This window comes from Alloalcanivorax venustensis ISO4 (assembly GCF_015356855.1).
Classification (GTDB): Bacteria; Pseudomonadota; Gammaproteobacteria; order Pseudomonadales; family Alcanivoracaceae; genus Alloalcanivorax; species Alloalcanivorax venustensis.
This window is the reverse complement of record NZ_ARXR01000003.1, coordinates 64,362-88,541: the sequence shown is the minus strand read 5'-3', so window position 1 is coordinate 88,541 and position 24,180 is coordinate 64,362. Positions and strand designations below refer to the sequence as shown.

The following is a 24,180-nucleotide window of genomic DNA, read 5'->3' as shown; positions in this document are numbered from 1 at the left end:
GCCGGGCCGCCCGCTTTTTATGGTGGAGGCTCGCTTACACTTTCGGGAGATCGTCATGCACGTTAGCGCCAAGCGCCTGACCCGGGGCCCCGCCCTGCTGCTTACCCTGTTGCTCGTGGCCGTCACCGGCCCGACCCAGGCCCGCGAATCCTACAGCGTCGCCTGGACCCTGTACGCCGGCTCCATGCCCCTGGCCTACGCCGAGGAAAACGGCATCCTGGAGAAATGGGGCGACCGCTACGGCTTCGATCTGGAAGCGGTGCAGATGAACGATTACGTGGAAGCCATCACCCAGTTTTCCCTGGGGCAGTTCGACGCGGTGATCGCCATGTCGCTGGATGCGCTCACCATTCCCGCCGCCTCCGGCGTGGACACCACCGTGATCATGCCGCTGAGCACCTCCAACGGCAGCGACGGCATCGTGCTGCGCGGCAAGGACAAAAGCGTGGCCGACCTGGAGGGCACGCGGATCAATCTGGTGGAGCTGTCCGGCTCCCACTACATGCTGGCCCGGGCTCTGCAGACCCAGGGCCTGAGCGAGCGGGACGTGACCGTGGTCAACACCTCGGACGCGGACATCGCCAGCGTGTTCGAGTCCTCGGATACCCAGGCCGTGGCCACCTGGAAACCGCAGCTCAGCGAAATTCTCGCCCAGTACCCGGACACCACCCTGGTGTTCGATTCCTCGGACATCTACGGCGAATTGCTGGACACCATGATCCTGCGCACCGAGGCAGTGCGGGATAACCCGGACCTGGGCCGCGCCATCGCCGGCGCCTGGTACGAAGCCGCCGCCCTGCTCGATCCGGAACACCCGCGCCACGACGCCCTGATGGCGTTCACCGCCGACACCCTCAACACGGACCTGGCCGGGGCCCGCAGCCAGCTGCGCACCATCGACTTCCTGGACCCGGAGCAGGCGCAAGCTCTGATTACCGGCGAAGAGTTCGTCGCCACGCAGAAGCAGATCACCGGCTTCGCGTTCGAGCACGGCCTGCTCGGCGAAGGGGTGCCCAGCGCCGGTTTCGTCGGCATCGAGAGCGGCACCGGCGCCGTCATCGGCAACGCGGATAACGTCAAACTGCGCTTCCCCACCACCTGGCTGGAAGAGGCCGAGGGGAGCGACCAATGAACAGCGTCTCCGCTCCGAAGATACCGCTGGACGCGTTCGACAGCAGCCGCTGCAGCGTGCCCTACCCCTGGCCGGTGGCGGGCCGGTGGCGCGCCGACGACACCGCGCTGCTGGCCATCGACATGCAGAAGGACTTTCTTGATCCGCGCGGCTACTTCGCCAGCCTCGGTGAATCGCTGGAACACACCCGGCGCAGCGTGGCGCCGGCCAGCGACGCCCTCGCGGCGGCCCGGGAACTGGGCCTGACGGTGGTCCATACCCGCGAGGGCCACCGCCGTGACCTGTCCGACCTGAACGACTGCAAGCGTCTGCGCGCGGCCCGCGCCGGCGCCGCCATCGGCAGCCCCGGGCCGCTCGGCCGGCTGCTGGTGCGCGACGAGGAAGGCTGGGATTTTATTGACGAGATGCGGCCGCTGGACGGCGAGCCGGTGGTGGACAAGTGCGGCAACGGCGCTTTCTACGCCACCGACCTGGAGCAGATATTGCGCAGCCGGGGGATTCGCCATCTGCTGCTGCTCGGCGTCACCACCGACGTGTGCGTGTCCTCGACCATGCGTGAAGCCAATGATCGCGGGTTCGATTGTCTGCTGCTGGAAGATTGCTGCGGCGCCGCGCGCCCGGACCTGCATCAGGGAGTGCTGAACAGCCTGGAGCGGGAGGGCGGTATTTTCGGCGCCTACGCCGACAGCCGGGCTTTTTTTGAACAGTACCGGTCGGCCACCGCCGGCTAGCCGGCGCCGCAGACCGGGCAGCCCGGGTCCTTCTTGAAGGCCACTTCGCGCCAGCCCAGGGTGCGGCCGTCGAAAACTCTCAGCACCGGCGCCACCGGGGTGCCGGTGAGCAGGTGGATGGCGAGCAGCGCCTGCAGGGTGCCCACGGTGCCGACCACCGGGCCGAGGATGCCCGCTTCGCTGCAGGCCAGGTCGCCGTCGGTGCCGGCGCCGTACACGCAGGCGTAGCAGGCGCTGTCCGGACGGCGCAGATCAAATACCGCCAGCTGGCCGTCGAGACGGATGGCGGCGCCGCTCACCAGCGGTTTGCGGTGCGCCACACAGGCGGCATTGGCGGCCTGGCGGGTGGCGAAGTTGTCGCTGCAGTCGAGCACCAGATCGACGCCGGGCACGTGCCGGTCCAGCCATTCACGGTCGGCGCGGGCGGCGTGGGGCTCGACCAGCACGTCCGGGTTGAGCGCGCGCAGCTGCGCCGCCAGCGCCCCGGCCTTGCCCTCGCCCACCTGGTCGCCGCGAAAGGCGATCTGCCGGTGCAGGTTGCTGGCGTCGACCCGGTCATCGTCCACCAACAGCAACCGCCCCACCCCGGCGCCGGCCAGATACAGCGACGCCGGATTGGCCAGGCCGCCGCAGCCCACCAGTAGCACGCTGGCGCCGGCCAGCGCCTGCTGGCCGTCGAGGTCGAATTCCTGAAGCAGCAGCTGCCGGCTGTAGCGCAGCAGCTGATCGTCGTTGAGGGCGTCGCCGTGGTAGTCAGACATGGCCCAAGGTTACCCTGTCGCGGCCTTCCAGGTCCTGCCGGGTGGTCACGTCCTGGAAACCCCGTTCGCCGAGCAAAGTGCGCACCGCGCCGCCCTGGTCGAAGCCGTGCTCGAGCACCAGCCAGCCGCCCGGCGCCAGGGTGTCGTGGGCCTGGGCGGCGATCACGCGCAGGTCGGCGAGGCCGTGGTCGTTAGCGGCCAGCGCCGAGCGCGGCTCAAAGCGCAGGTCACCCTGTTCCATATGCGCGTCCTGCGGATCGATGTAGGGCGGGTTGCTGACGATCAGATCGAAGGGGCCGCCCAGGCCGTCGAGCCAGTCGCAGCACACCAGGCCGACCCGGGCGCCCAGGCGCTCGGCGTTGTCCCGCGCCACCGCCAGGGCCGGCCGGCTGGCGTCGGTGAGGGTCAGGCTCCAGGCCGGGCGTTCCAGCGCCAGGGTGACGCCGATGGCGCCGCTGCCGGTGCCCAGGTCCACCGCCCGCAATTCGCTCTCGGGGAGGGTTTCCAGCACCGCTTCCACCAGGGTTTCGGTGTCCGGGCGCGGGATCAGGGTGTGCGGGCTGACCAGAAACGGCCGGCCGAAGAATTCCCGTTCGCCGGTGAGGTGGGCCACCGGCTCGCCCTCGGCGCGGCGCCGCACCAGCGCCTGGAACACCCGCTGCTGGCTGTCGCTGAGGGTGCGCTCCGGCCAGGTGCGCAGGTAGGTGCGCGATTCACCGATCACGCGGCAAAGCAGCAGTTCCGCGTCCAGGCCCGGGCTGGGCGAAGCGGCCAGCTGTTCGCGGGCCTGGCGCAGGGCGTCGTCCAGTCGCACGGCGACCGCCTAGCCCTGCCCGTCGGCGAGGGCGGCGAGCTGGCCGGCCTGGTGCTCGGACAGCAAGGCACCAATCACTTCGTCCAGGTCGCCGGCGATGATCTCGTTGAGCCGGTACAGGGTCAGATTGATGCGGTGGTCGGTGAGCCGGCCCTGGGGGAAATTATAGGTGCGGATGCGTTCGGAGCGGTCCCCGGAGCCGACCATGGATTTGCGCTCGGCGGCCTGTTCGGCGTGGGCCGCGGTTTCGCGGGCGTCGAGCAGCCGCGCCTTGAGCAGCGACATGGCCTTGGCCTTGTTCTTGTGCTGGCTGCGCTCGTCCTGGCACTCCACCACCACGCCGGTGGGCAGGTGGGTCAGGCGCACCGCCGAATCGGTGGTGTTGACGTGCTGGCCGCCGGCGCCAGAGGAGCGGTAGGTGTCGATGCGCAGATCCTCGTTGCGGATCTCGATGTCGCCGGCGTCCTCCGCCGCCGCCAGCACCGCCACCGTGCAGGCCGAGGTGTGGATGCGGCCCTGGGACTCGGTGGCCGGCACCCGCTGCACCCGGTGGGCGCCGGACTCGAACTTGAGGCGCGAATAGACGTCGTCGCCGGACACCTGGGCGATCACTTCCTTATAGCCGCCGTGTTCGCCCTCGCTGGCGCTGACGATCTCCACTTTCCAGCCGCGCTGGTCGGCGTAGCGGGAGTACATCTTGAACAGATCGCCGGCGAACAGCGCCGCCTCGTCGCCGCCGGTGCCGGCGCGGATTTCCAGATAGACGTCGGCGCCGTCGCGGGGGTCGCGGGGCAACATCAGGCGCTGCAATTCTTCGTCCAGCTCGTCGATGCGCTGCTGGGCGTGGCGGGCTTCCTCGGCGCCCATCTCGCGCATTTCCGGGTCGCCGTCGTCGAGCAGGGCGCGGGCGCTTTCCAGTTCCTGTTCGCTGGCCCGGTAGGCGCGGTAGGCCTTCACCACCGCTTCCAGCTCGGCGTACTCCTTGGACAGGCTCCGGAATTGCTTCTGATCGGCAATAATATCCGGATCGGAAAGCAGGCCGCTGACCTCCTCGAACCGCTCCATCAGTTTTTCCAGTTTGCCGTTCAGCGATGCTTGCATGGGGTTCCCGCTATTCTGGATCGGATTCCTGATCGGATGGCTGGTCGTCCAGGTTGTCCTGGTCGAGCAGTATTTCCCGCGCCATGGCGAGCGCCTCGGCGCGGCCTTCGGCGGCCAGCCGGCGCAGGCCCACGCTCGGCTGGTGCAGCCATTTGTTGACCAGGCTGTGTTTGAAGCGGCGCAGCACCTGTTCCGGGTCGCCGCCCTTTTCCAACTGCGCCAGGGCCCGCTGCAGCTCCTGGTCGGCCAGCTCGGTGCCCTGGCGCCGGTAGTCACGCAGCACCCCCACGGCCCGCTGTTCGCGGCGGCTGCGGTGGTGGCGGCGAATCGCCTCGTCGATCAGGGCGCCGGCCTGCTCGGCGGCTTCCTGGCGGGCGCGCACGTTTTCCTGGATCGCCTCCTGGAGGTGATCCACGGTGTACAGATAGACGTCGTCCAGTTCGCCGACTTCCGGCTCGATGTCGCGGGGCACGGCGATATCCACCATGAACATCGGCCGGTGGCGGCGGCGCTTGAGCGCCCGCTCCACGGTGCCCTTGCCCAGCACCGGCAGCGGCGAGGCGGTGCAGGAGATCAGAATGTCCGCGTGCTCCAGCGCCACCGGCAGCTCTTCCAGGCCGATGCCGCGCCCGCCCACCTGGGCGGCCAGGTCGTCGGCGCGGCCCTGGGTGCGGTTGGCGATCACGATTTCGTGCACCTGCTGTTCTTCCAGGTGCCGGGCCACCAGCTCGATCATTTCGCCGGCGCCGATCAACAGGGCGCGGCTCTGCTTCAGGTCGGCGAAGATATGCCGGGCGAACGACACCGCCGCGTAGGCCACCGACACCGGGTTGGCGCCGATGCCGGTTTCCGTGCGGATGCGCTTGGCCACCGAGAACACGTCCTGGAACACCCGGCCCAGCTCGCCGTTGATCAGCCCCGCCTCGTGGGCCCGGGCGTAGGCCTCGCGCAGCTGGCCGAGAATCTGCGGTTCGCCGAGCACCATGGAATCCAGGCCGCCGGCCACCCGCATCAGGTGCTCCAGGGCTTTTTCGTCCCGGTAGGTATAAAGGACCCGCCGCAGGGTCTCCACCGGCATGCGCCGGGCCTGCGCCAGCCACTCCCCGAAATCCGGCGTTTCGCCGTCGATCAGGCAGTACACTTCAGTACGGTTGCAGGTGGACAGCAGCGCCGCTTCGCGGATACCGGGAAGCTCGCGCAGGCCAACCAGGGCGTCATCCGCTTGAGCGGCGGAAAATGCCAGCTGCTCGCGCAGCTCCACATCCGCGGTGGTGTGATTAACGCCGACTGCGATGAGATTCATAAGAAATGATGACGACCCGATGGGGTTAGGCCCTGATACGCGCAAGGGTGTCGCATTTTGCGCGAAAGCGCCCCGCAAAACAACGTCACCCCCGCCCTTGGGGCCGGCGCGCGCCTGTGCGATAGTAGCGGCTCAATGTCCTTTGATAGCCAGCCGATGAAATCACGCCCATCGCTCCTCGCCGCCGCCCTGTTCGCCCTGGCCGGCTGCTCGCAGATGCCGTCCACACCGCAAGACCCCGCCCCGGCCGCGCCGCCCCGGGACCTTCCGCCGATCCAATACGACGGCGAAACCCTGGGCGATCTACTGGTGGCGGAAAGCGCCGCCCAACGGCAAAGCCTGCGCGTCACCATGGCCTATTACGCGCGGGCGGCGGAAACCACCCACGACCCGGAAATCATCGGTCAGGCCACCAAGCTCGCCACCTATCTGGAAGAGCATGAGCAGGCCCGTCACCTGGCCGGTCTGTGGCTGGAGCGCCAGCCCGACAACGCCGACGCCCTGCGCCTGGCGGCGCTGGCCGACATCCAGTTGGAGCGCCCGGAACAAGCCACCGAATCCATCGACCGGCTGCTCGCGGTGCACGGCAGCGAAGCGCTGATCCCGCTGGTGGCGGAGGCGCGCGGCCTGGACGAAAGCGCCAACCAACGGCTGCTCAACGCCCTGTCCGGGCTCGCCGAGCGCTACCCGGAGCAGGCGCCGCTGTGGTACGCCCGCGCCCTGGACCGGCGTCAGCAGAGCGATCTGGACGGCGCCCTGGAGGCGGTGGACACCGCCCTGGACCAGGACCCGGACCACGGCGAAGCCGCGCTGCTGCGCACCCAGATCCTGTTTGAGCAGGGCCGCCGTGACAAGGCGCTGGGCGAGCTCAGCGATATCGTCGACGAGGCCCCCGACGCGCACCGCCCGCGGGTCGCCTATGTGCGCCTGCTGCTGGCCGCCGGCCGCTACGACCGGGCCAGCGAGCAGCTGACCATCCTGGCGGAACAGAACCCCCGCGACCTGGACCTGCAGTATTCCCTGGCCCTGCTGGCGCTGGAATCCGGCGCCATGGATTCCGCCGAGGCGATCCTGCAGCGGCTGCTGCGCCAGGGGTACCGCCCCAATGAAATGCGCCTGCACCTGGGCCAGGCGGCGGAGCAGCGCGGCGACAGCAAAGGCGCCATCGAATATTATTTGAAGGTCAAGGGCGGCGAAAGCCTGCAGGCCCAGGTGCAGGCGGCGCGGCTTATGTACAGCGAAGGCCGTGGCGATCAGGCCCACGCGCTGATCACCAGCCTCACCCATCAGTACCCGGAACAGGCCACCCTGCTGTGGATCAGCGAGGCCGACATGCGCGCCGCCAACGGCGACCCGGAATCCGCCCTGGCACTGCTCGACCGGGCCCTGGAAACCGCCCCGGACAACCCGGAACTGCTCTACGCCCGGGCGATGACCGCCGGCGGCCTGGGAAACTATGAAGCCATGGAAGCGGACCTGCGCCGGGTGCTGGAACAACAGCCCGACGACCCGGCGGCGCTGAACGCCCTGGGCTACACCTGGGCGGACCAGGGCGTGCGCCTGGAGCAGGCCCGCGACATGATCCGCCGCGCCCTGGAACAGCAGCCCAACGACCCGGCGATTCTCGATTCCATGGGCTGGGTGCTGTACCGGCTGGGCCGCCCGGAGGACGCGCTGCCGTTCCTGCGCCGCGCCTACGCCCAGTTCCCGGACCCGGAAGTGAGCGCCCACCTGGGCGAGGTGCTGTGGGTGCTGGGGGAAGAAGATGATGCCCGCCGGGTCTGGGCCACGGCGCTGGAGCAAAGCCCGGAAGCCGAGCCGATCATGGAAACCCTGCAACGCCTGGAGGTGACACTTTGAGCAATGCGAGCCGTTTTTGGTGGCTGCCCCTGGCGCTGCTGCTGAGCGCCTGCCAACAGGCCCCGGTGGCCCCCACGGACTTCACCCGCGCCGACCAGATCCAGCGTTGGGAAATGAGCGGCAAGCTCGGCTACCGCACCGCCGACGACGGCGGCTCCGCCAGCTTCGACTGGCAGCAGGCGCCGCGCTACGGGGAAATCCGCTTTTCCGGCCCGCTCGGTTTCGGCAGCGCGGAACTCACCTGGCAGCCGGGCATGGCCCGCCTGGAAACCTCCCAGGGCGAATGGCAGGCCCGCACCCCGGGCGAACTGGCCTGGCACCTGACCGGTTTCTGGCTGCCGGTGTCGGCGCTGGAATACTGGAGCCGCGGGCTGGTCTGGCCGGGGGCGCCGGCGCAGTCGGAGGAAAACGACGACGGCCGGCTCAGCCAGCTGAGCCAGCTGGGCTGGGACCTGGAATTCGACCGCTACGAGACCGTGGGCCGGGTGGCGCTGCCCCACCGCATCAAGGCGCGCCAGGGCGCCGACAGCTTTACCCTGCTGATCCGCGAGTGGCAGCCGCTGCCCAGCCAGCCCTGATCATGGCTCCGTTTTCCCTGCCGGCGCCGGCCAAACTCAACCTGTTTTTGCACATCAACGGCCGGCGCCAGGATGGCTACCACCTGCTGCAGACCCTGTTCGTGCTGCTCGACCACGGCGACACTCTGGACTTCCAGCCCGCCGATACCCTCAGCTTGCGTTGCGACAACCCGGCGCTGCCGGTGGACGACGACAATCTGGTGCTGCGCGCCGCCCGACTGCTGCAACAGGAGACCGGCCACACCGCCGGCGCGCGCCTGCATCTGCGCAAGAGGCTGCCCGCCGGCGGCGGCGTGGGCGGCGGCTCCTCCGACGCCGCCACCGCGCTGTGGGGGCTGAATCTGCTCTGGGGCCTGGACCTGGACGTGGATACCCTGGCGCGGCTGGGGCTGAGCCTGGGCGCGGACGTGCCGGTGTTCGTGCGCGGCCGCAACGCCTGGGCGGAAGGCGTGGGCGAACGCTTGCAAGCCGTTGAATTGCCGCCACTCTGGTTTCTGGTGGTCGATCCCGGGGTCTCCGTTTCAACCGCTCGAATTTTCGGCGACGGGGAATTGACAAGGCACACCCCCGCCATTACATTACCGGCCTCGCTTGGGGCGGCCACTTTCGAGGCCTTCCTGAAGGAAGGGCACAACGACTGCGAAGCCGTGGCCCGGCGCCTTTTTCCCGCCGTGGATAAAGCGCTCGACTGGCTCCAAAGCGAAGCGGGCAACGCCCGCATGACCGGTACCGGCGCTTGTTGTTTCGCACACTTCGCCGACCAGCAAGACGCGCATAACGCACTGCGGCACTTGCCGGAATACTGGACAGGTTTTGTGGCTCGAAGCACTGAAATCTCACCTCTCCATGAGGCACTGGCGACGCTTCGAGCCAGACAGAATTCAGGGCCGGCGTGACACGCCACCTGAGCAAGTTAGTGTTGGGGTATAGCCAAGTTGGTAAGGCAGCGGGTTTTGATCCCGTCATTCCCAGGTTCGAGTCCTGGTACCCCAGCCATTTCTTTCCGTAAGGACAAACCCTAAATTCATTACTTGAAAGCCAGGGGACGCCAGTGTCCAAACTCGTTATTTTCGCCGGCAACGCCAATCCCGAACTGGCCAGCTCCATGGCCGAGCAGATCAACATTCCCCTCGGCGATGCCGACGTCGGCGTTTTCAGCGACGGCGAAGTGGCCGTGGACATTCAGGAAAACGTGCGCGGCAAGGACGTTTTCATCGTCCAGTCCACCTGCCAGCCCACCAATAACAACCTGATGGAACTGCTGGTGATGGCGGACGCCCTGCGGCGCTCTTCCGCCGGCCGCATCACCGCCGTGATCCCCTACTTCGGTTACGCCCGCCAGGACCGCCGGGTGCGCTCCGCGCGGGTGCCGATCACCGCCAAGGTGGTCGCCGACATGATCACCGCCGTGGGCATCGACCGGGTGGTGACCGTGGACCTGCACGCCGACCAGATCCAGGGCTTCTTCGACATCCCCGTGGACAACGTCTACGGCACGCCCCTGTTCGTGGCCGACATCGAGCGTCAGAAGCACGACGACCTGATGGTGGTGAGCCCGGACGTGGGCGGCGTGGTCCGTGCCCGCGCCCTGGCCAAGCAGCTCAACGACGCCGATCTGGCGATCATCGACAAGCGCCGCCCCAAGGCCAACGAATCCCAGGTGATGCACATCATCGGTGAGGTGGAAGGCCGCACCTGCGTGCTGGTGGACGACATCGTCGACACCGCCGGCACCCTGTGCAAAGCCGCCCAGGCCCTGAAGGACCACGGCGCCGCCAAGGTGATCGCCTACTGCACCCACCCGGTGCTGTCCGGCCCGGCCATCGACAACATCAGCAACAGCGCCATGGACCAGCTGGTGGTCACCGACACCATCCCGCTGTCCGAGCAGGGTCGTCAGTGCGACAAGATCCGCGTGCTGCGCCTGGCGCCGATGCTGGCGGAGACCATCCGCCGGGTGAACAACGAGGAATCGTTGTCCGCCATGTTCGACCGCCTGGAACTGGTGTAGGCCGGGGATTTCCGGCATAATCCGCCCCCTCCCCGTTCCGGGGACGCCCGTTTCGGGCTTATCGCAACCTTTTCGGTGCGCCTGGTCGCGGGGTGCCGGAGAGCTTAATGGAGACAGGACCATGTCCAACGAATTCGAATTGACCGCTGAAAGCCGCAGCGACACGGGGAAAGGTGCGAGCCGCCGCCTGCGTCGTCTGCACGGTCGCGTACCGGCCATTATCTATGGCGGCCACGCCGACCCCGTGATGATCTCACTGGAGACCCGTGAGCTGAAGAAAGCCCTGGAAACCGAGGCCTTCTACAGCCACATCCTGACGCTGAAGCTGGACGGCAAGAAGCAGCAGGCGGTTCTGCGCGATCTGCAGCGCGATCCGGCCCGCGGTTTCCCGATCCACGCCGACTTCATGCGCGTGGAAGCCGGCCATGAAATCACCATGACCGTGCCGCTGCACTACACCAACGAAGAAGCCTGCATCGGTGTGAAGAAGCAGGGTGGCGAAATCCACCACAACATTTCCGAAGTGGAAATCAGCTGCCTGCCCAAGCACCTGCCGGAATACATCGAGGTGGACATGAGCGCCGTGGAGCTGGACCAGGTGCTGCACCTGTCCGACATCAAGCTGCCCACCGGCGTGACGCTGACCCAGCTGGCCTACGGTGAAGACCACGACCAGCCCATCGTTGCCGTACACACCCCGAAAGTGCGTGCCAGCGAAGACGATGAGGACGAGGACGGTCAGGAAGACGCCGCCGAGAAAGACGGCGGCAAAGGCGAAGAGAAGCCGTCCGAAGACTGAGAGCGATGATGGCGGAACCGGTACGACTGATCGTGGGCCTGGGCAATCCGGGCCCCGAATACGACGCCACCCGCCACAACGCCGGAGTCTGGTATGTGGATGCCCTGGCCCGTGCCCAGGGCATCTTTCTCAACGAAGACAAGAAATACTTCGGTGCCACCGGCACCTTCACCTTCGAAGGCGAAACCATCCGCCTGCTGGTGCCCACCACCTATATGAACCGCAGCGGCCAATCCACCTCGGCCCTGGCGAACTTCTTCAAGATTCCCGTCACGCAGATGCTCGTGGCCCACGATGAACTGGACCTGCCCCCCGGCGTGGCCCGCTTCAAGCAGGGCGGCGGACACGGCGGCCACAATGGTCTGCGCGATATCGTTGCCCGCCACGGCAACAGCAAGGACTTCTACCGTCTGCGTATTGGTATCGGCCATCCGGGCAGCGCCCAGCTGGTCACCCCCCATGTGCTGAACAAACCCTCCGCCGCCGACCGTGAGCTGATCGAACGGGCCATCGACGAAGCGGTGCGGTTTACCCCGGATATGCTGCGCGGCGAATTCAGCCACGCCATGAACGGCCTCAACGGCTTCCGCGCCTGAGCCAGGTTTACCGGTCCTCGGCGTAGCGTGCCAGCACCCATTGGCCCGCCGGGCGCTCGCGCAAATCGTCCAGCTGCTTCTGCAGCGCCGCGGGCAGCGTGCCTTCCTCGAAAATGTCCCAGGGCGTACCGGCCGGGCTGACCAGCGGCGCCAGCAGGCCGGCGGCGGTGATGTCCGCCAGGGTGAGCCGCTCGCCCACCAGGTAGCGGCCGTTGCCGCGCCGCAAGGTCTCCTCCACCAGTTCCAGCCCCTCTTCCAGCCGTTGTCCGGAGTGGGCCACCGCCTTGGGTTCGATGCGGTACAGGCGGCGCACCCCTTCCCGGGTAACCGGCGCCAGCACCTTCTGTACCGGTGACGGCAACCGGTAGGGATCGAGCATGGCGTCCATCACTTCCGGACGGTCGATAATCTGGCCGTAGAGCCAGCGGCGCACATGCACCGCCACCCGGTCGAGTTGCTGTTCCAGCTCGATGACCCGGGCGCGGGACTCCGCGTCGGTGGGGATCAGCGAGCGTTCCGGGTAGTGCTTTTCCAGGTAGTAGGCGATTTTGGTGGAATCCCCCACCACCCGCTGGCCGTCACGCAGTACCGGCAGAGTGTTAATGCGCGCCATCCACTGGGTGCGCAGCCGGTGCGGCCCCGGCAGCAGGTTGCGGGTGCGGTATGCCAGCCCTTTATAGTCGAGCTGCCAGCGGGACTTTTCGCAGTAATGGGATATCGGAAATTGATAGAGGATGCGTTCGGTCATGGTGTCCTTCCCTCCTTTATGGCGCCAGTCTAGCGGTGCCCCCGGCCGCGCTGAGCGGCGGCAGCGCCCCCCGGAGCCGGCTCCCTGGCAACCCGTCGTTTCTCGCCTGTCGCATTTTGGCCCGCGCTTGAGTAGCATTGCGCCCTCGAAAACGGAGGTGCAGTTATGGGTATTCAGTGCGGTATCGTGGGCCTGCCCAATGTGGGCAAATCCACCCTTTTCAACGCCTTGACCAAGGCCGGCATCGACGCCGAGAACTTCCCGTTCTGCACCATCGAGCCGAACACCGGCGTGGTCCCGGTGCCGGACCCGCGGCTGGACAAGCTGGCCGCCATCGTCAGCCCGGAGAAGGTGATCCCGGCGACCATGGAGTTCGTGGATATCGCCGGCCTGGTGGCGGGCGCCTCCAAGGGCGAGGGCCTGGGCAACCAGTTCCTGGCCAACATCCGCGACACCGACGCCATCGCCCATGTGGTGCGCTGCTTCGACGACGAGAACGTGATCCACGTGGCCGGCAAGGTATCGCCGCTGGATGACATTTCCGTGATCAATACCGAGCTGGCGCTGGCCGACCTGGATTCCGTGGACCGCGCCCTGCAGCGCGCCCAGAAAGCCGCCAAGGGCCAGAACAAGGACGCCCAGGCGCTGATTCCGGTGCTGGAGAAGCTGCTGCCGCTGCTCAACGAGGGCGAGCCGGCGCGCGCCGCCAACCTCAGCGATGACGAGCGCAAGGCGATCCGCAGCCTCAACCTGCTCACCCTTAAACCCACCATGTACATCGCCAATGTGGAAGAGGACGGCTTCGACAACAATCCGTTGCTGGACCTGGTGCGCGAGCAGGCGGAGAAGGAAAACGCCTCGGTGGTGCCGATCTGCGCCAAGATCGAATCGGAGATCGCCGAACTGGACGACGAGGAGAAAGCCGACTTCCTGGCCGACCTGGGCATGGAAGAACCCGGCCTCAACCGGGTGATCCGCGCCGGCTATGAGCTGCTCGGCCTGCAGACCTACTTCACCGCCGGCAAGAAGGAAGTGCGCGCCTGGACCGTCAAGATCGGCGCCACCGCGCCGCAGGCGGCCGGCGTGATCCACACCGACTTCGAGAAGGGCTTCATCCGCGCGCAAACCATCGCCTACGACGATTACGTCGCCGGCAACGGCGAACAGGGCGCCAAGGAAGCCGGCAAAATGCGCGCCGAAGGCAAGGACTATGTGGTCAAGGACGGCGACGTGCTGAACTTCCTGTTCAACGTCTGACACACCCGATCCCGGAGGGCGGGGCATGGCTTCCGACACGCAAAAAGGCACTGCCCTCGCCCTGCTCGCCAGCGCCCAATGGGGCGCCACCGGCATCTGGGTGGCGCTGCTGCGCGACCTGCCCACCGGCACCACCCTGGTGTTCCGGTTTCTCACCGCCGCGCTGCTGCTCACCGTCCTGCTCACCCTGACCCGGGGTTTTCAGCGTCCCAATCAGCGGACGCTGTACGGCGGTGTGCTGCTCGCCGCTTACTATGTGCTGGCCACGGTGGGGTTCTATCTCAGTGACGTGGTGAGCGTGTCGTTGCTGGTCTCCACATCGCCGTTCTTCGTGATGCTGCTGCGAGTGCTGCGCCGCCAGCCGGTGGCCGGCCGCGAGGTGCTGGGCGGTCTGCTGGCGTTCGCCGGGCTGGCGGTGGTGTTGCTGGGCGGGCCGGTCACGGCCCCGGACGCCGACCAGGGCCGCCTGATCGGCGACGCCTGCGGGCTGGCGGCGGCGATGGCGATGGCGCTGTACTCGCAGGCCGGCACCCGGCTGCAGGGCCAGGGCTGGAGCGTGGTGCTGATCGGCTGCGTGCTCGGCCTGCTGGTGAGCGTGCCGTTCGCCAGCCCGGCGGCGGCGGTGCCCGATGCCGGCCAGTGGGGCCTGTTCCTGGGCCTGGCGGCGGTGTCGACGCTGGCGCCGGGCTACCTCTATCCGCTGGCGTGCCAGCACATCACCCCCACCGCCGCCACCGTGGTGCGCCTGTCCACGCCGTTCTTCACCGCCCTGTTCGCGTTCCTGGTGCTCGGCGCCGCGCTCGGCGGGCACCATCTGCTGGGCGCGCCGTTGCTGATTGTCGGGGTGTACCTGACGCTGCCCCGCGAACGGCACGGCTAGCGGCAGATCCGGAAACCTCTCAGACCCAGGTGGAAGTGGTCCGCGTGGGCCTGGTTGTAGTCCGGCCCCAGCACGGTGCCGAAGTACTCACAGGCCCGGTTTTGCAGGCTGCGCAGGAACGCGGCCTTGTCGCCCTCCCCGTCCCAGTCGTCCTGCACTGAAATGCGGGTGCCGTCGGCCAGGGTCAGCGCGGCCAGGTCCAGCGCCGAGGCGGTGGCGTGATCGCTGCGCCGGTCCTCTTCCCGGTTGTAAATATTGCGGCAGGAAAAGGTGCCGTAGTGCCACACCGTCCGGACCGGCTGACCGAACTGTTCGCGGGCGGCGGGCTGAAGGCCGTGGCGCTCGAACATCACCCAGGCCAGCGCCAGCGGGCAGCGGGCCACGAAGCTGTTGTTGAAGGTGACCCCGGTGCGGCGCACCCGCACCACGTTGGTCAGCGGGCAACTCTCCACCGGGGTGTAGTCCTCCAGCGGCAGGTGGTCGAGGGCGTCCTCCGGCGCGGTGTTTAACGCGTCCAGGCAGGCCTGCGGCCGGTCCTCCAGTCGCGACAGCTTCCAGCCGGTCACCGGCGTCACCGGATCGGTGACGTGCAGCGGCATGAAGGGGTTCCAGTGACGCGGCACCGACCACCACTGCTGGTGCAGGCCGAGCACGAACAGCGGCGCGGCGATCAGCAGCAACAGCACGAGGATTTGGGAGAGACGTTTCATTAAGGGTCAGTCTGCCAGCCCGGCGGCGCTCCGGCAGGCCGCATTACCGTCTTTTACGGTTGCCGGCGCCGCCAGTACCAGGCCAGCACCGACCCGGACAGATTGTGCCAGACGCTGAACAGCGCCCCGGGCAGCGCGGCGCCGGCGGAGAAGTGCTTCACCGCCAGGGCCACGCCCAGGCCGGAATTCTGCATCCCCACTTCGATCGCCAGCGTGCGGGCACGGCGCGGGTCGAGACGCATCAGCCGGGCGCCGCCGTAACCCAGCGCCAGCCCCAGGCCGTTGTGCAGCACCACCGCCAGCATCACCGCCGCGCCACCCACCGCGATGCGGTCCCGGTTGAGCGCCACGATCACGCCGATCACCAGCACGATGGCGGCCACCGACAGCAGCGGGAACACCGCCCGCACCGGCTCCAGCGGGCGATGAAACAGGGAGTTCAGCAAGGTGCCGGCGATCACCGGTAGCAGCACGATCTGCACCAGGGAGCCGAGCATGGACATCACCGGCACTTCGATGCTCTGGCCCTGGTAGACCCACACCAGCAGCGGCGTGGCCACCACCGCCACCAGGGTGGACACCGAGGTCATGGTGATGGACAGCGCCACGTCCGCCCGCGCCAGATAGCAGATCACATTGGACGCGGTGCCGCCCGGGCAGGCGCCGACGATCACCAGGCCCAGCAACAGCTCCGGCGGCAGCGCCAGCAACAGACCCACCGCCAGCGCAACCAGCGGCATGACCAGGAACTGCAGCAGCACGCCCAGGCCAATCACCGCCGGGCGCCGCGCCACATCGGCGAAATCCGCCCAGGTCAATGTCATGCCCATGCCGAACATGATCAGCATCAGCAGCGGCACGATCGCCCAGGACAGCTGCGCCAGCCCGCCCGGAAACAGAAACGCGAATATCGAAAACAGCACCGCCCACAGCGGGAACAAGCGCGTCAGAGTCTGAATCATCCAGGTGTCTTCAGTCGGTGCCGCCGCGCGCCTTCACCGGCTCGAAGTCCTCGGCGTTGAGCTCTGGCAGTTTCTCGTCGCAGCCCTGGATGCCCTGGCGCTTGAGGTTGTCGCACACCCGGTCGAGCTTGCCGTCCACCGCGTGCATGTGGTCCAGCAGCGCGCCGATGGCCTCGGCCACCGGGTCGGGCATGTCGTTGCTGACGCCGTAGGCCTGGAAGCCGATTTTCTCGGCCATTTCCTGGCGGTTCTTCTCCTGCTCGCTGACCGGCCGGCCGATCACCCGGCCGGGGATGCCGACCACGGTGGCGCCTTCCGGCACTTCCTTGGTGACCACGGAGTTGGAGCCGATCTTGGCGTTCTTGTGCACGGTGAACGGGCCCAGCACCTTGGCGCCGGCGCCGACCACCACACCGTCTTCCAGGGTCGGGTGGCGCTTGCCTTTGTCCCAGCTGGTGCCGCCCAGGGTGACGCCGTGGTAGAGGGTGACGTCGTCGCCGATTTCCGCGGTTTCACCGATCACCACGCCCATGCCGTGGTCGATGAAAAAGCGCCGGCCGATCTTGGCGCCGGGGTGAATCTCGATGCCGGTGAGCCAGCGGCTGAAGGTGGACAGGACCCGGGCCAGCTGTTTGAGGTTGTGGTGCCACAGCCAGTGCGCCAGACGGTGGAACAGCACCGCGTGCAGGCCCGGATAGTTGAGCAGCACTTCCAGGGTGTTGCGCGCCGCCGGGTCGCGGCTGAAAACCGATGCGATGTCCTCTTTCACTTGCTTGAACATAATTACCTCTGCCTGGTCCCCGGCTCGTCGTCGCGGGGCGTGTCCGCCGCCTGGCGAGCGGCGTGCTTCTGTATCGCCACCAGCGTACCGCGCAGGATGCTGATTTCCATTTTGTCCGGACGAGCGCGCAGGAACAATCGCCGCATGCGCGTCATCACCTGACCGGGCTGCTCCGGGTTCAGGAAGCCGCTCTCGGTCATCACCTGTTCCAGGTGATCCAGAAAGCCGGCCACCGCCTGGTTACTGGCCGGCGGCTCATCCCAGAACATTTCCGGCAGCGGCATGGCCTCGCGGCGGGCGCGGGCCTCGGGCAGGTCGGCGTCCTCGCCGACCAGCGCCAGCCGCAGTTCATAGGCGATCAGCTGCACCGCCGACGCCACGTTTAGCACGCCGTAGTCCGGGTTGGCGGGCACCGTCACGTGCAGGTTGCAGCGGCGCAGTTCGTCGTTGGTCAGGCCGCGGTCCTCGCGCCCGAACAGCACCGCGATGCGGGTGCTTTCCGGCTCGCGTTGCAGCTGGGCGCTCAGTTGGCGCGGCGTCAGGCAGGGCCAGGGAATGCGCCGCTGGCGCGCGCTGGTGCCGATCACCAGGGTGGCGCCTTCGAGGGCTTCGTCCAGGTCGGCGCAGACCCGCGCGGCGCTGAGCACATCGCCGGCGCCGGAGGCGCGGGCGGTGGCCTCGGCGCTGGGATAGACCGCCGGGCTGACCAGACGCAGGTCCGCCAGCCCCATGGTCTTCATGGCTCGGGCGGCGGCGCCGATGTTGCCGGGGTGCGTGGTTTCCACCATCACCACGCGCACGTTCTCTAACATGAGGTATCCGAATCCGGGAATGGAGAGCGCGTTAGTCTAGCAGATTCTGATCTGCCCTCCTCCCTCCGGCTCTGTTACAATCCGCCTCCCGAAACGCCCGCCGGCCCCGCCGCAGCGGGTGATCGCGCTCTTTGAACCCGACAGGATGATTGCATGCACGCGCCGCAAGTGAACATTGCCCTGCGAGCCGCCCGCCAGGCCGGCAACCTGATCCGCCGCGCGGCGGAGAACAACGACCCCCTGTCCGTGGACCGGAAGGCGGCCAACGACTTCGTCACCCAGGTGGACCGGGCCGCGGAAGCACGCATCATCGACGCCATCCGCAAAGCCTACCCCGAGCACGGCATTCTCGCCGAGGAAAGCGGCGAGCAGCCGGGCACCGGCGCCGGCGCCGATTACCTGTGGGTGATCGATCCGCTCGACGGCACCACCAACTTTATCCACGGCCTGCCGCAGTACGCGGTGTCCATCGCCTTGAAAGTCAAAGGCAAGGTGGAGCATGCGGTGGTCTACGATCCGCTACGCGAGGAAGAATTCACCGCCAGCCGGGGCCGTGGCGCGGCCCTCAACGGCCGCCGCCTGCGCGTCACCAACCGGGCCGGCCTGGACGGCGCTCTGATCGGCACCGGTTTCCCGTTCCGCAACGACCAGATGGCCTACATGGACGCCTACATGGGCATGTTCCGTGCGGTGGCGGAATCCACCGCCGGCCTGCGCCGGCCCGGCGCCGCGGCGCTGGACCTGGCCTGGGTGGCCGCCGGCCGCATGGACGGCTTCTTCGAGCTGGGCCTGCAGGAATGGGACATGGCGGCGGGCACGCTGCTGATCACCGAGGCCGGCGGCCTGGTGGGCGACGTGGCCGGCGGCCACAGCCACCTGCAGCGCGGCAACATCGTGGCCGGCACCCCGAAAGTGTTCAAAGGCTTGTTGCAGAAGATCAAACCGCACCTGACCGACAGTCTTAAGCGCGGCTGAGCCGGGCCTGTGGGAGCGGGCTGTGGGAGCTTGCTTGCAAGCGAAAGGCCGGCAAAGCCGGCCGGCAGGATCCCAGAGGCGTCTCTAACGGTGGTGCCAACAACGCCTCTGGTATCCCGCCGGGTGGCCAGGGCCACCCTTTCGCGGGCAAGGCCCGCTCCTACAAGCCACTCCGTAGCACGACCTGCTTGCCGCTTGAGGCTTGCAGCTGTTTCTTCCTCTCGCCCCGATGCGTAAAACCCATCCATAAGGGATAGGCCTGGGCGCCGAGCTCTGCTAGCGTTGAAGCATTGATTTTTTTCGCGCTAAGAACGCTTTCAGGAGAGCTCCCGATGACCCAGTTCAACCTCAAGGATCCGTCCCTTTTCCGCCAGCAGTGCTTTATCAACGGCCAGTGGTGCGACGCCGAGGACGGCGCCACCATCGACGTGGACAATCCCTCCAACGGTGAGATCATCGGCACCGTGCCGCGCATGAAGGAAGCGGACACCCTGCAAGCGATCGCCGCCGCCGACAACGCGCTGCCGGCCTGGCGTGCCAAGACCGCCGGCGAGCGGGCCGACCTGCTGTACGCCTGGTACAACCTGATGATGGAGCACCAGGACGACCTGGGCGCGCTGATGACCCTGGAACAGGGCAAGCCGCTGGCGGAATCCAAGGGCGAGATCGCCTACGCCGCGTCGTTCATCAAGTGGTTCGCCGAGGAAGCCCGCCGCGCCTACGGCGACACCATCCCCGGCGCCAAGCCCGGCCAGCACATCGTCGTGATCAAGCAGGCCATCGGTGTGACCGCCGCGATCACGCCGTGGAACTTCCCGGCGTCGATGATCACCCGCAAGGCCGGCGCCGCCCTGGCGGCGGGCTGCACCATGGTGGTCAAGCCCGCCAGCGCCACCCCCTATTCCGCCTTCGCGCTGGCCGAGCTGGCCCAACGCGCCGGCATCCCCGCCGGTGTGATCAACATCATCACCGGCTCCGCGGCGGCCATCGCCGACACCATCACCAGCTCGCCGGTGGTGCGCAAAGTGAGCTTCACCGGCTCCACCGAGGTGGGCAGCCAGCTGATGGCCAACTGCGCCGAGCACATCCAGAAGGTGTCCCTGGAACTGGGCGGCAACGCGCCCTTCCTGGTGTTCGACGACGCCGATCTGGACAAGGCCGTGGAAGGCGCCATCGCCAGCAAGTTCCGCAACACCGGCCAGACCTGCGTGTGCGTGAACCGCTTCCTGGTGCAGGACGGCGTGCACGATGCGTTCGTGGAAAAACTCAAGGCGGCGATGGAGAAACTGAAAGTCGGCGACGGCTTCGAGGAAGGCGTCACCCAGGCGCCGCTGATCAACGCCGGCGCCGCCAAGAAAGTGCTTGAGCATATCGAGGACGCCAAATCCAAGGGCGCCAAGGTGGTGCTCGGCGGCGGCGCCCATGAGCGCGGCGGCAACTTCGTTCAGCCCACACTGATCACCGGTGCCACCGCCGACATGGAATTCTGCCACGAGGAAACCTTCGGCCCGCTGGCGGCGGTGATCCGTTTCAAGGACGAGCAGGAAGGCATCCGCATCGCCAACGACACGCCGTTCGGTCTGGCCTCCTATTTCTACAGCGAGAACATCCACCGCGTGTGGCGCGTGGCCGAAGCGCTGGAAGCCGGCATGGTGGGCATCAACGAAGGCCTGATTTCCAACGCGGCGGCACCGTTCGGCGGCGTCAAGGAGTCCGGCCTGGGCCGCGAAGGCTCCCACCAGGGCATGGAAGAGTACATGGAGGTGAAGTACCTCTGCATGGGCTGAAAAAACGATGCAGGTTGCAGGATTCAGGATACACAGGAGTCCCCTGTATCCTTCATCCTGAATCCTGTATCGCATTTGGCCCACCACGAACGGACAGCCATTTGGGGAGAGGCGCATGGTCAACACATTGCGAGTAGCGCTGCTTCCTGGCGACGGCATCGGCCAGGAGGTGATGGCCGTGGCCGAGGCGGTGCTCAAGACGCTGATCCACGGCCACGACCTGCCCCTGGCGTACGACGTGCTGCCGTGGCCGGCCACCGACTGGCACCGGCGCCACGGCGCCATGATGCCGGAGGACGCGCTGCCACGGCTGCGTGAGTACCAGGCCCTGCTGCTGGGCGCCCTGGGTGACCCGGGGCCGCTCAGCGATCCGCAACGTTACTGGCTTCCCGACGGCGTCTCCCTGGCGCCGTTGCTGACCCTGCGCAAGGGTCTGGACCTGTGGGCCTGCGAACGGCCCGCCCGCTTTTACCCCGGCACCGTTCAATACCTGGCCGATGATCGCGCCCGCGATCTGGATATGCTGGTGATCCGTGAAAACAGCGAAGGCGAATATGTCGGCCAGGGCGGCCGGCTACGCGCGGACACCCGTGAGGAAATCGCCACGCAGCTGGAGGTTTTCACCTACACCGCCACCGAGCGGCTGATACGCCACGCCTTCGAACGCGCCCGGCAGCGTGCCGCCGAACGGGCTGCTTCGGACAGCCCACGCCGCTTCGACGGCGCCGACGGCGAGCCCCGTGAATCGCAGGTGTGCCTGATCACCAAACGCAACGCCCAGGCGTTCTGGGGCACGCTCTATGATCGGGTATTCGAGGAAGTGGCCGCGGACTACCCGGACGTGGCCACCCACCATGAACTGGTGGACGCGGCGGCGATGAAATTCGTGCAGGCGCCCTGGCGCTTCGACGTGGTGGTGGCGAGCAACCTGCACGGCGACATCCTCACCGATCTGGCGGCGGTGCTGGCCGGCGGTCTGGGCGTGGCGCCGTCGGCCAACCTGAATCCGGCGGACCCGTCGCAGCCGGCACTGTTCGAACCCACCCATGGTTCGGCGCCGGACATCGCTGGCCAGGGCATCGCCGACCCGCGCGCCACGCTTTTCAGCCTGGCGTTGATGCTGGAATGGATGGGGGAAAAAGAGCCGATTTTTTATGGCGCGGCCCAGCATTTGCATGAGACGCTGGTGTCGGACCTCGCCGCCGGGCACCCGGCGTGCGGCACCGACGAAGTCGGTGCGCGGATTCAAGGCGCCCTGGGCGGGGGCCGCTGAATCTCAGCGGATACCTCCGCCCGGGAATCGGGTATGGAGGAGCAAGCCATGAATCATCTGTCTCCACTTTTGGTGCAGTCCAGCGGGATCTGCGCGGAACGGGGCGAAGGAAGCTGGTTGTTTGACGGCGAAGGCCGTCGCTGGCTGGATTTCACATCGGGCATCGGCGTTACCGCCACCGGCCACTGCCACCCCAAGGTGGTGGAAGCCGCCCGCGATCAGGTCGGCAAACTGGTGCACGCCCAGTACGCCACCGTCACCCACCCCAATATGCTGCGTCTCACCGACCGGCTTTACGAGCACCTGCCGCGCAACCTCGACGCGGTGGCGTTCTCCAACTCCGGCAGCGAAGCGGTGGAGACCGCGCTGCGTCTGGCCCGCCAGGCGTCCGGTCGGCCCAATATCATCGCCTTCACCGGTGGCTTTCACGGCCGCACCCTGGCGGCGGCCTCGATGACCACCTCCACCACCAAGGTCCGCACCGGCTGGCAACCGCTGATGGCCGGCGTCAGCTTCAGCCCCTTCCCGCACAGTTACCGCTACGGCTGGAGCGAGGACGAGACGGTGGATTTCTGTCTGCGCGAGCTCGACCACGTGCTGATGACCCAGTCCGCGCCCTCGGACACCGCCGCCATGATCATCGAGCCGGTGCAGGGGGAATACGGCTACTACCCCGCCACCAAGCGCTTCATGCAGGGCCTGCGCGAACGGTGCGACCGGCACGGCATCCTGCTGATCGCCGATGAGATCCAGGCCGGCTACGGCCGCACCGGACGCTTTTGGAGCCATGAACACTTCGACGTGCGCCCGGACATGCTGATCACCGCCAAGGGCCTGGCCAGCGGCTACCCGTTATCCGCCGTCGCCGCCAGCCGGGCGCTGATGTCGAGCGGCGCACCGGGTTCCCAGGGCGGCACCTACGGCGCCAACGCGGTGGCCTGCGCCGCCGCGCTGGCGACCCTGGACGTGATGGAACAGGAAGACCTGGTCGGCCACGCCGCCAGCGAGGGGGCCTATCTGCTCGAACGTCTGCAAGCGCTGCGCGACCGCCACGACTGCATCGACGAAGTGCGTGGCATGGGCCTGATGCTGGGCATGGAAATGGTCAAGGCACCGGGCCAGCCCGACGGCGACCGGGCCGCCGCCCTGCTCAAGGCGTGCGAACAGAACGGCCTGCTGTTGCTGCGTTGCGGCATTCACGGCCAGGTGGTTCGCTGGCTGCCGCCGCTCACCGCCAGCCGTCAGGAGATCGATCAAGCAGTGGACCTGTTCCAGGACGCGCTCGAAGAAACCCGCTGAATGAAAGGAGACGCCATGAGCGCAGGCGCATTGCGAGAGCCCCGGGTGACCGTTCTGCTGGCCGAGGACGAACCCGCCCTGCCCGGCCTGGAACGGTTGCGCGGGGAGGCGACGATACGCGAAGTGCGGGGCGACAACGGCCTCGTCGAGGCGTTGGCGGAAACCGACATCCTGGTGGTGACCGATTTCCGCGTCGAGGCCCTGGAGGCCGCCTGGCCCGACCCCTGCCCGATACGCTGGGTGCACGCCACCAGCGCGGGCGTGGACGCCTTGATGATCCCGCCGATCCAGAACGGCGATTTCCCGGTCACCAATGCCTCGGGCATTTTTGATCGGGGCATTGCCGAGTACGTGCTCGGCGCGGTGTTGCTGTTCGCCAAGGACACCCTGACCAATCTGGCGCTGCAACGGGAGCGGCGCTGGCGGCATAGGGAGACCACCCTGATCCGCGGCGCGCGGGCGCTGGTGGTGGGCGCCGGCTCAATCGGCCGGGAAATCGCCACCGTGCTGGGCGCCCTAGGCATGGAGGTGATCGGCACCGCGCGCCGGGCCCGTCAGGATTCGGCTTTCGCCCGGGTGCACCGGCAGGAAGATCTGCCGGCTCTGCTGGGGGACGCGGATTACGTGATCGTGGCGGCGCCGCTTACCGAGGACACCCGGGGCCTGTTCGATGACCGTCATTTCCGCCTGATGAAACCCGGCGCGGTCTTCATCAACGTGGGCCGGGGCGCCGTGGTCCGCACCGGCTCCCTGCTCGGTGCGCTGGACAGCGGGCGGCTGGCCGGCGCCGCCCTGGATGTGTTCGAGGAAGAACCGCTGCCGCCGGAGCACCCGCTGTGGCGCTATCCCAATGTGATGCTGTCCGCGCACATGGCCGGTGATTTCGTCGGCTGGCGGCAGGCGCTGGGCGAACAGTTCGTCGATAACTTTCAACGCTGGCGGCGCGGGCAACCGCTGGCCAACCCGGTGGATACGGCACGCGGCTATGGTCGCCGCTGAAAAGGAGGCAC

Annotated in this window: 24 protein-coding genes and 1 tRNA gene; 16 read left to right on the top strand and 9 right to left on the bottom strand. The window is 67.5% G+C overall.

Going from position 1 to position 24,180, the window contains the following annotated elements; genetic code table 11:
- Positions 1–55: 55 nt before the first annotated feature.
- Both ISO4_RS02605 and ISO4_RS02600 read left to right on the top strand, forming a co-directional pair.
- Positions 56–1,132, top strand: coding sequence for a putative urea ABC transporter substrate-binding protein (locus ISO4_RS02605; RefSeq protein WP_194855046.1), 1,077 nt, complete (start codon positions 56–58; stop codon positions 1,130–1,132).
- Entirely contained in the window at positions 1,129–1,863 is a 735-nt protein-coding gene (locus ISO4_RS02600; RefSeq protein ID WP_194855045.1) for a cysteine hydrolase family protein, read from the top strand. The genes ISO4_RS02605 and ISO4_RS02600 overlap by 4 nt, the downstream gene beginning before the upstream one ends.
- Here ISO4_RS02600 and ISO4_RS02595 read toward each other — a convergent pair.
- Genes ISO4_RS02595 through hemA form a run of 4 tightly spaced genes read right to left on the bottom strand, consistent with a single transcriptional unit; the run spans position 1,860 to position 5,842 of the window.
- Positions 1,860–2,624, bottom strand: a complete 765-nt coding sequence (locus tag ISO4_RS02595; protein ID WP_142948950.1) for a HesA/MoeB/ThiF family protein — start codon at positions 2,622–2,624, stop codon at positions 1,860–1,862. The two genes, ISO4_RS02600 and ISO4_RS02595, sit on opposite strands and share 4 nt — an antisense overlap.
- Positions 2,617–3,438, bottom strand: a complete 822-nt coding sequence (prmC, locus tag ISO4_RS02590; protein ID WP_142948951.1) for a peptide chain release factor N(5)-glutamine methyltransferase — start codon at positions 3,436–3,438, stop codon at positions 2,617–2,619. Before prmC ends, ISO4_RS02595 begins: the two co-directional genes overlap by 8 nt.
- 9 nt (positions 3,439–3,447) lie before the next feature.
- Entirely contained in the window at positions 3,448–4,539 is a 1,092-nt protein-coding gene (gene prfA / locus ISO4_RS02585; protein WP_194855044.1) for a peptide chain release factor 1, read from the bottom strand.
- A gap of 10 nt (positions 4,540–4,549) precedes the next feature.
- Positions 4,550–5,842, bottom strand: a complete 1,293-nt coding sequence (hemA, locus tag ISO4_RS02580) for a glutamyl-tRNA reductase (protein ID WP_194855043.1) — start codon at positions 5,840–5,842, stop codon at positions 4,550–4,552.
- Between the two features lie 135 nt (positions 5,843–5,977).
- On the opposite strand from hemA, the gene ISO4_RS02575 reads away from it, so the two are divergent.
- The 7 genes from ISO4_RS02575 (at position 5,978) to pth (ending at position 11,686) form a co-directional block, all read left to right on the top strand.
- A complete protein-coding gene (locus ISO4_RS02575) occupies positions 5,978–7,702 on the top strand; it encodes a tetratricopeptide repeat protein (RefSeq protein WP_228547869.1) in 1,725 nt (574 codons plus the stop codon).
- Entirely contained in the window at positions 7,699–8,280 is a 582-nt protein-coding gene (gene lolB / locus ISO4_RS02570; RefSeq protein ID WP_067605333.1) for a lipoprotein insertase outer membrane protein LolB, read from the top strand. Before ISO4_RS02575 ends, lolB begins: the two co-directional genes overlap by 4 nt.
- Before the next feature lie 2 nt (positions 8,281–8,282).
- The gene (gene ispE / locus ISO4_RS02565; RefSeq protein WP_194855042.1) at positions 8,283–9,176 is read left to right on the top strand and encodes a 4-(cytidine 5'-diphospho)-2-C-methyl-D-erythritol kinase; all 894 of its coding nucleotides are present in this window, start codon (positions 8,283–8,285) and stop codon (positions 9,174–9,176) included.
- Positions 9,177–9,200: 24 nt separating this feature from the next.
- A tRNA-Gln gene (locus ISO4_RS02560) sits at positions 9,201–9,276 on the top strand.
- A gap of 55 nt (positions 9,277–9,331) precedes the next feature.
- Positions 9,332–10,291: a ribose-phosphate pyrophosphokinase gene (locus ISO4_RS02555; protein WP_067610391.1), complete on the top strand. Its 960-nt coding sequence runs from the start codon at positions 9,332–9,334 to the stop codon at positions 10,289–10,291.
- Positions 10,292–10,412: 121 nt separating this feature from the next.
- Positions 10,413–11,090, top strand: coding sequence for a 50S ribosomal protein L25/general stress protein Ctc (locus ISO4_RS02550; protein WP_142948956.1), 678 nt, complete (start codon positions 10,413–10,415; stop codon positions 11,088–11,090).
- A gap of 8 nt (positions 11,091–11,098) precedes the next feature.
- Positions 11,099–11,686, top strand: a complete 588-nt coding sequence (gene pth / locus ISO4_RS02545; RefSeq protein ID WP_142948958.1) for an aminoacyl-tRNA hydrolase — start codon at positions 11,099–11,101, stop codon at positions 11,684–11,686.
- 7 nt (positions 11,687–11,693) lie between these two features.
- Here pth and ISO4_RS02540 read toward each other — a convergent pair whose 3' ends face one another.
- On the bottom strand, positions 11,694–12,434 hold the full coding sequence (locus ISO4_RS02540; protein WP_194855041.1) for a glutathione S-transferase family protein: 741 nt from the start codon (positions 12,432–12,434) through the stop codon (positions 11,694–11,696).
- A gap of 165 nt (positions 12,435–12,599) precedes the next feature.
- On the opposite strand from ISO4_RS02540, the gene ychF reads away from it, so the two are divergent.
- Together ychF and ISO4_RS02530 are read left to right on the top strand one after the other, a co-directional pair.
- The gene (gene ychF / locus ISO4_RS02535; protein ID WP_194855040.1) at positions 12,600–13,691 is read left to right on the top strand and encodes a redox-regulated ATPase YchF; all 1,092 of its coding nucleotides are present in this window, start codon (positions 12,600–12,602) and stop codon (positions 13,689–13,691) included.
- 25 nt (positions 13,692–13,716) lie between these two features.
- Positions 13,717–14,571 carry a DMT family transporter gene (locus tag ISO4_RS02530; protein WP_194855039.1) on the top strand — a complete coding sequence of 285 codons (855 nt, stop codon included), beginning with the start codon at positions 13,717–13,719 and terminating at the stop codon, positions 14,569–14,571.
- Here the strand turns inward: ISO4_RS02530 and ISO4_RS02525 are convergent.
- From ISO4_RS02525 to ISO4_RS02510, 4 genes are read right to left on the bottom strand one after another with little or no spacing between them, the layout of a single operon-like run.
- Positions 14,568–15,281, bottom strand: coding sequence for an extensin-like domain-containing protein (locus tag ISO4_RS02525; RefSeq protein ID WP_194855038.1), 714 nt, complete (start codon positions 15,279–15,281; stop codon positions 14,568–14,570). The two genes, ISO4_RS02530 and ISO4_RS02525, sit on opposite strands and share 4 nt — an antisense overlap.
- Before the next feature lie 53 nt (positions 15,282–15,334).
- Positions 15,335–16,243, bottom strand: a complete 909-nt coding sequence (locus ISO4_RS02520) for a bile acid:sodium symporter family protein (protein ID WP_142948967.1) — start codon at positions 16,241–16,243, stop codon at positions 15,335–15,337.
- A gap of 10 nt (positions 16,244–16,253) precedes the next feature.
- Complete coding sequence (gene cysE, locus ISO4_RS02515; protein WP_142948969.1) at positions 16,254–17,024, bottom strand: serine O-acetyltransferase; 771 nt, start codon at positions 17,022–17,024, stop codon at positions 16,254–16,256.
- Positions 17,025–17,026: 2 nt separating this feature from the next.
- Positions 17,027–17,836: an RNA methyltransferase gene (locus ISO4_RS02510; protein WP_142948970.1), complete on the bottom strand. Its 810-nt coding sequence runs from the start codon at positions 17,834–17,836 to the stop codon at positions 17,027–17,029.
- 153 nt (positions 17,837–17,989) lie between these two features.
- On the opposite strand from ISO4_RS02510, the gene suhB reads away from it, so the two are divergent.
- The 5 genes from suhB (at position 17,990) to ISO4_RS02485 (ending at position 24,169) form a co-directional block, all read left to right on the top strand.
- Entirely contained in the window at positions 17,990–18,811 is an 822-nt protein-coding gene (gene suhB, locus ISO4_RS02505; protein WP_194855037.1) for an inositol-1-monophosphatase, read from the top strand.
- Between the two features lie 332 nt (positions 18,812–19,143).
- Positions 19,144–20,598 (top strand): NAD-dependent succinate-semialdehyde dehydrogenase, encoded by a 1,455-nt coding sequence (locus ISO4_RS02500; RefSeq protein WP_194855036.1) that lies wholly within the window; start codon positions 19,144–19,146, stop codon positions 20,596–20,598.
- Positions 20,599–20,713: 115 nt separating this feature from the next.
- A complete protein-coding gene (locus ISO4_RS02495; RefSeq protein ID WP_194855035.1) occupies positions 20,714–21,871 on the top strand; it encodes an isocitrate/isopropylmalate dehydrogenase family protein in 1,158 nt (385 codons plus the stop codon).
- 48 nt (positions 21,872–21,919) lie between these two features.
- Positions 21,920–23,170, top strand: a complete 1,251-nt coding sequence (locus tag ISO4_RS02490) for an aspartate aminotransferase family protein (protein WP_194855034.1) — start codon at positions 21,920–21,922, stop codon at positions 23,168–23,170.
- A 15-nt stretch (positions 23,171–23,185) separates the two neighbouring features.
- Positions 23,186–24,169 carry a D-2-hydroxyacid dehydrogenase gene (locus ISO4_RS02485; protein ID WP_228547868.1) on the top strand — a complete coding sequence of 328 codons (984 nt, stop codon included), beginning with the start codon at positions 23,186–23,188 and terminating at the stop codon, positions 24,167–24,169.
- Positions 24,170–24,180 lie beyond the last annotated feature (11 nt).

Bases quoted from the DNA above. Each gene is read 5' to 3' on its own strand.
- hemA (WP_194855043.1), bottom strand. From the start codon at position 5,842: ATGAATCTCATCGCAGTCGGCGTTAATCACACCACCGCGGATGTGGAG.
- ISO4_RS02525 (WP_194855038.1), bottom strand. From the start codon at position 15,281: ATGAAACGTCTCTCCCAAATCCTCGTGCTGTTGCTGCTGATCGCCGCG.
- cysE (WP_142948969.1), bottom strand. From the start codon at position 17,024: ATGTTCAAGCAAGTGAAAGAGGACATCGCATCGGTTTTCAGCCGCGAC.
- ISO4_RS02520 (WP_142948967.1), bottom strand. From the start codon at position 16,243: ATGATTCAGACTCTGACGCGCTTGTTCCCGCTGTGGGCGGTGCTGTTT.
- ISO4_RS02550 (WP_142948956.1), top strand. From the start codon at position 10,413: ATGTCCAACGAATTCGAATTGACCGCTGAAAGCCGCAGCGACACGGGG.
- ISO4_RS02490 (WP_194855034.1), top strand. From the start codon at position 21,920: ATGAATCATCTGTCTCCACTTTTGGTGCAGTCCAGCGGGATCTGCGCG.
- ISO4_RS02530 (WP_194855039.1), top strand. From the start codon at position 13,717: ATGGCTTCCGACACGCAAAAAGGCACTGCCCTCGCCCTGCTCGCCAGC.
- ISO4_RS02540 (WP_194855041.1), bottom strand. From the start codon at position 12,434: ATGACCGAACGCATCCTCTATCAATTTCCGATATCCCATTACTGCGAA.
- ISO4_RS02500 (WP_194855036.1), top strand. From the start codon at position 19,144: ATGACCCAGTTCAACCTCAAGGATCCGTCCCTTTTCCGCCAGCAGTGC.
- ISO4_RS02600 (WP_194855045.1), top strand. From the start codon at position 1,129: ATGAACAGCGTCTCCGCTCCGAAGATACCGCTGGACGCGTTCGACAGC.
- ISO4_RS02495 (WP_194855035.1), top strand. From the start codon at position 20,714: ATGGTCAACACATTGCGAGTAGCGCTGCTTCCTGGCGACGGCATCGGC.
- ISO4_RS02510 (WP_142948970.1), bottom strand. From the start codon at position 17,836: ATGTTAGAGAACGTGCGCGTGGTGATGGTGGAAACCACGCACCCCGGC.
- ISO4_RS02575 (WP_228547869.1), top strand. From the start codon at position 5,978: ATGTCCTTTGATAGCCAGCCGATGAAATCACGCCCATCGCTCCTCGCC.
- ychF (WP_194855040.1), top strand. From the start codon at position 12,600: ATGGGTATTCAGTGCGGTATCGTGGGCCTGCCCAATGTGGGCAAATCC.
- ISO4_RS02485 (WP_228547868.1), top strand. From the start codon at position 23,186: ATGAGCGCAGGCGCATTGCGAGAGCCCCGGGTGACCGTTCTGCTGGCC.
- ISO4_RS02595 (WP_142948950.1), bottom strand. From the start codon at position 2,624: ATGTCTGACTACCACGGCGACGCCCTCAACGACGATCAGCTGCTGCGC.
- ispE (WP_194855042.1), top strand. From the start codon at position 8,283: ATGGCTCCGTTTTCCCTGCCGGCGCCGGCCAAACTCAACCTGTTTTTG.
- ISO4_RS02605 (WP_194855046.1), top strand. From the start codon at position 56: ATGCACGTTAGCGCCAAGCGCCTGACCCGGGGCCCCGCCCTGCTGCTT.
- prfA (WP_194855044.1), bottom strand. From the start codon at position 4,539: ATGCAAGCATCGCTGAACGGCAAACTGGAAAAACTGATGGAGCGGTTC.
- suhB (WP_194855037.1), top strand. From the start codon at position 17,990: ATGCACGCGCCGCAAGTGAACATTGCCCTGCGAGCCGCCCGCCAGGCC.
- pth (WP_142948958.1), top strand. From the start codon at position 11,099: ATGGCGGAACCGGTACGACTGATCGTGGGCCTGGGCAATCCGGGCCCC.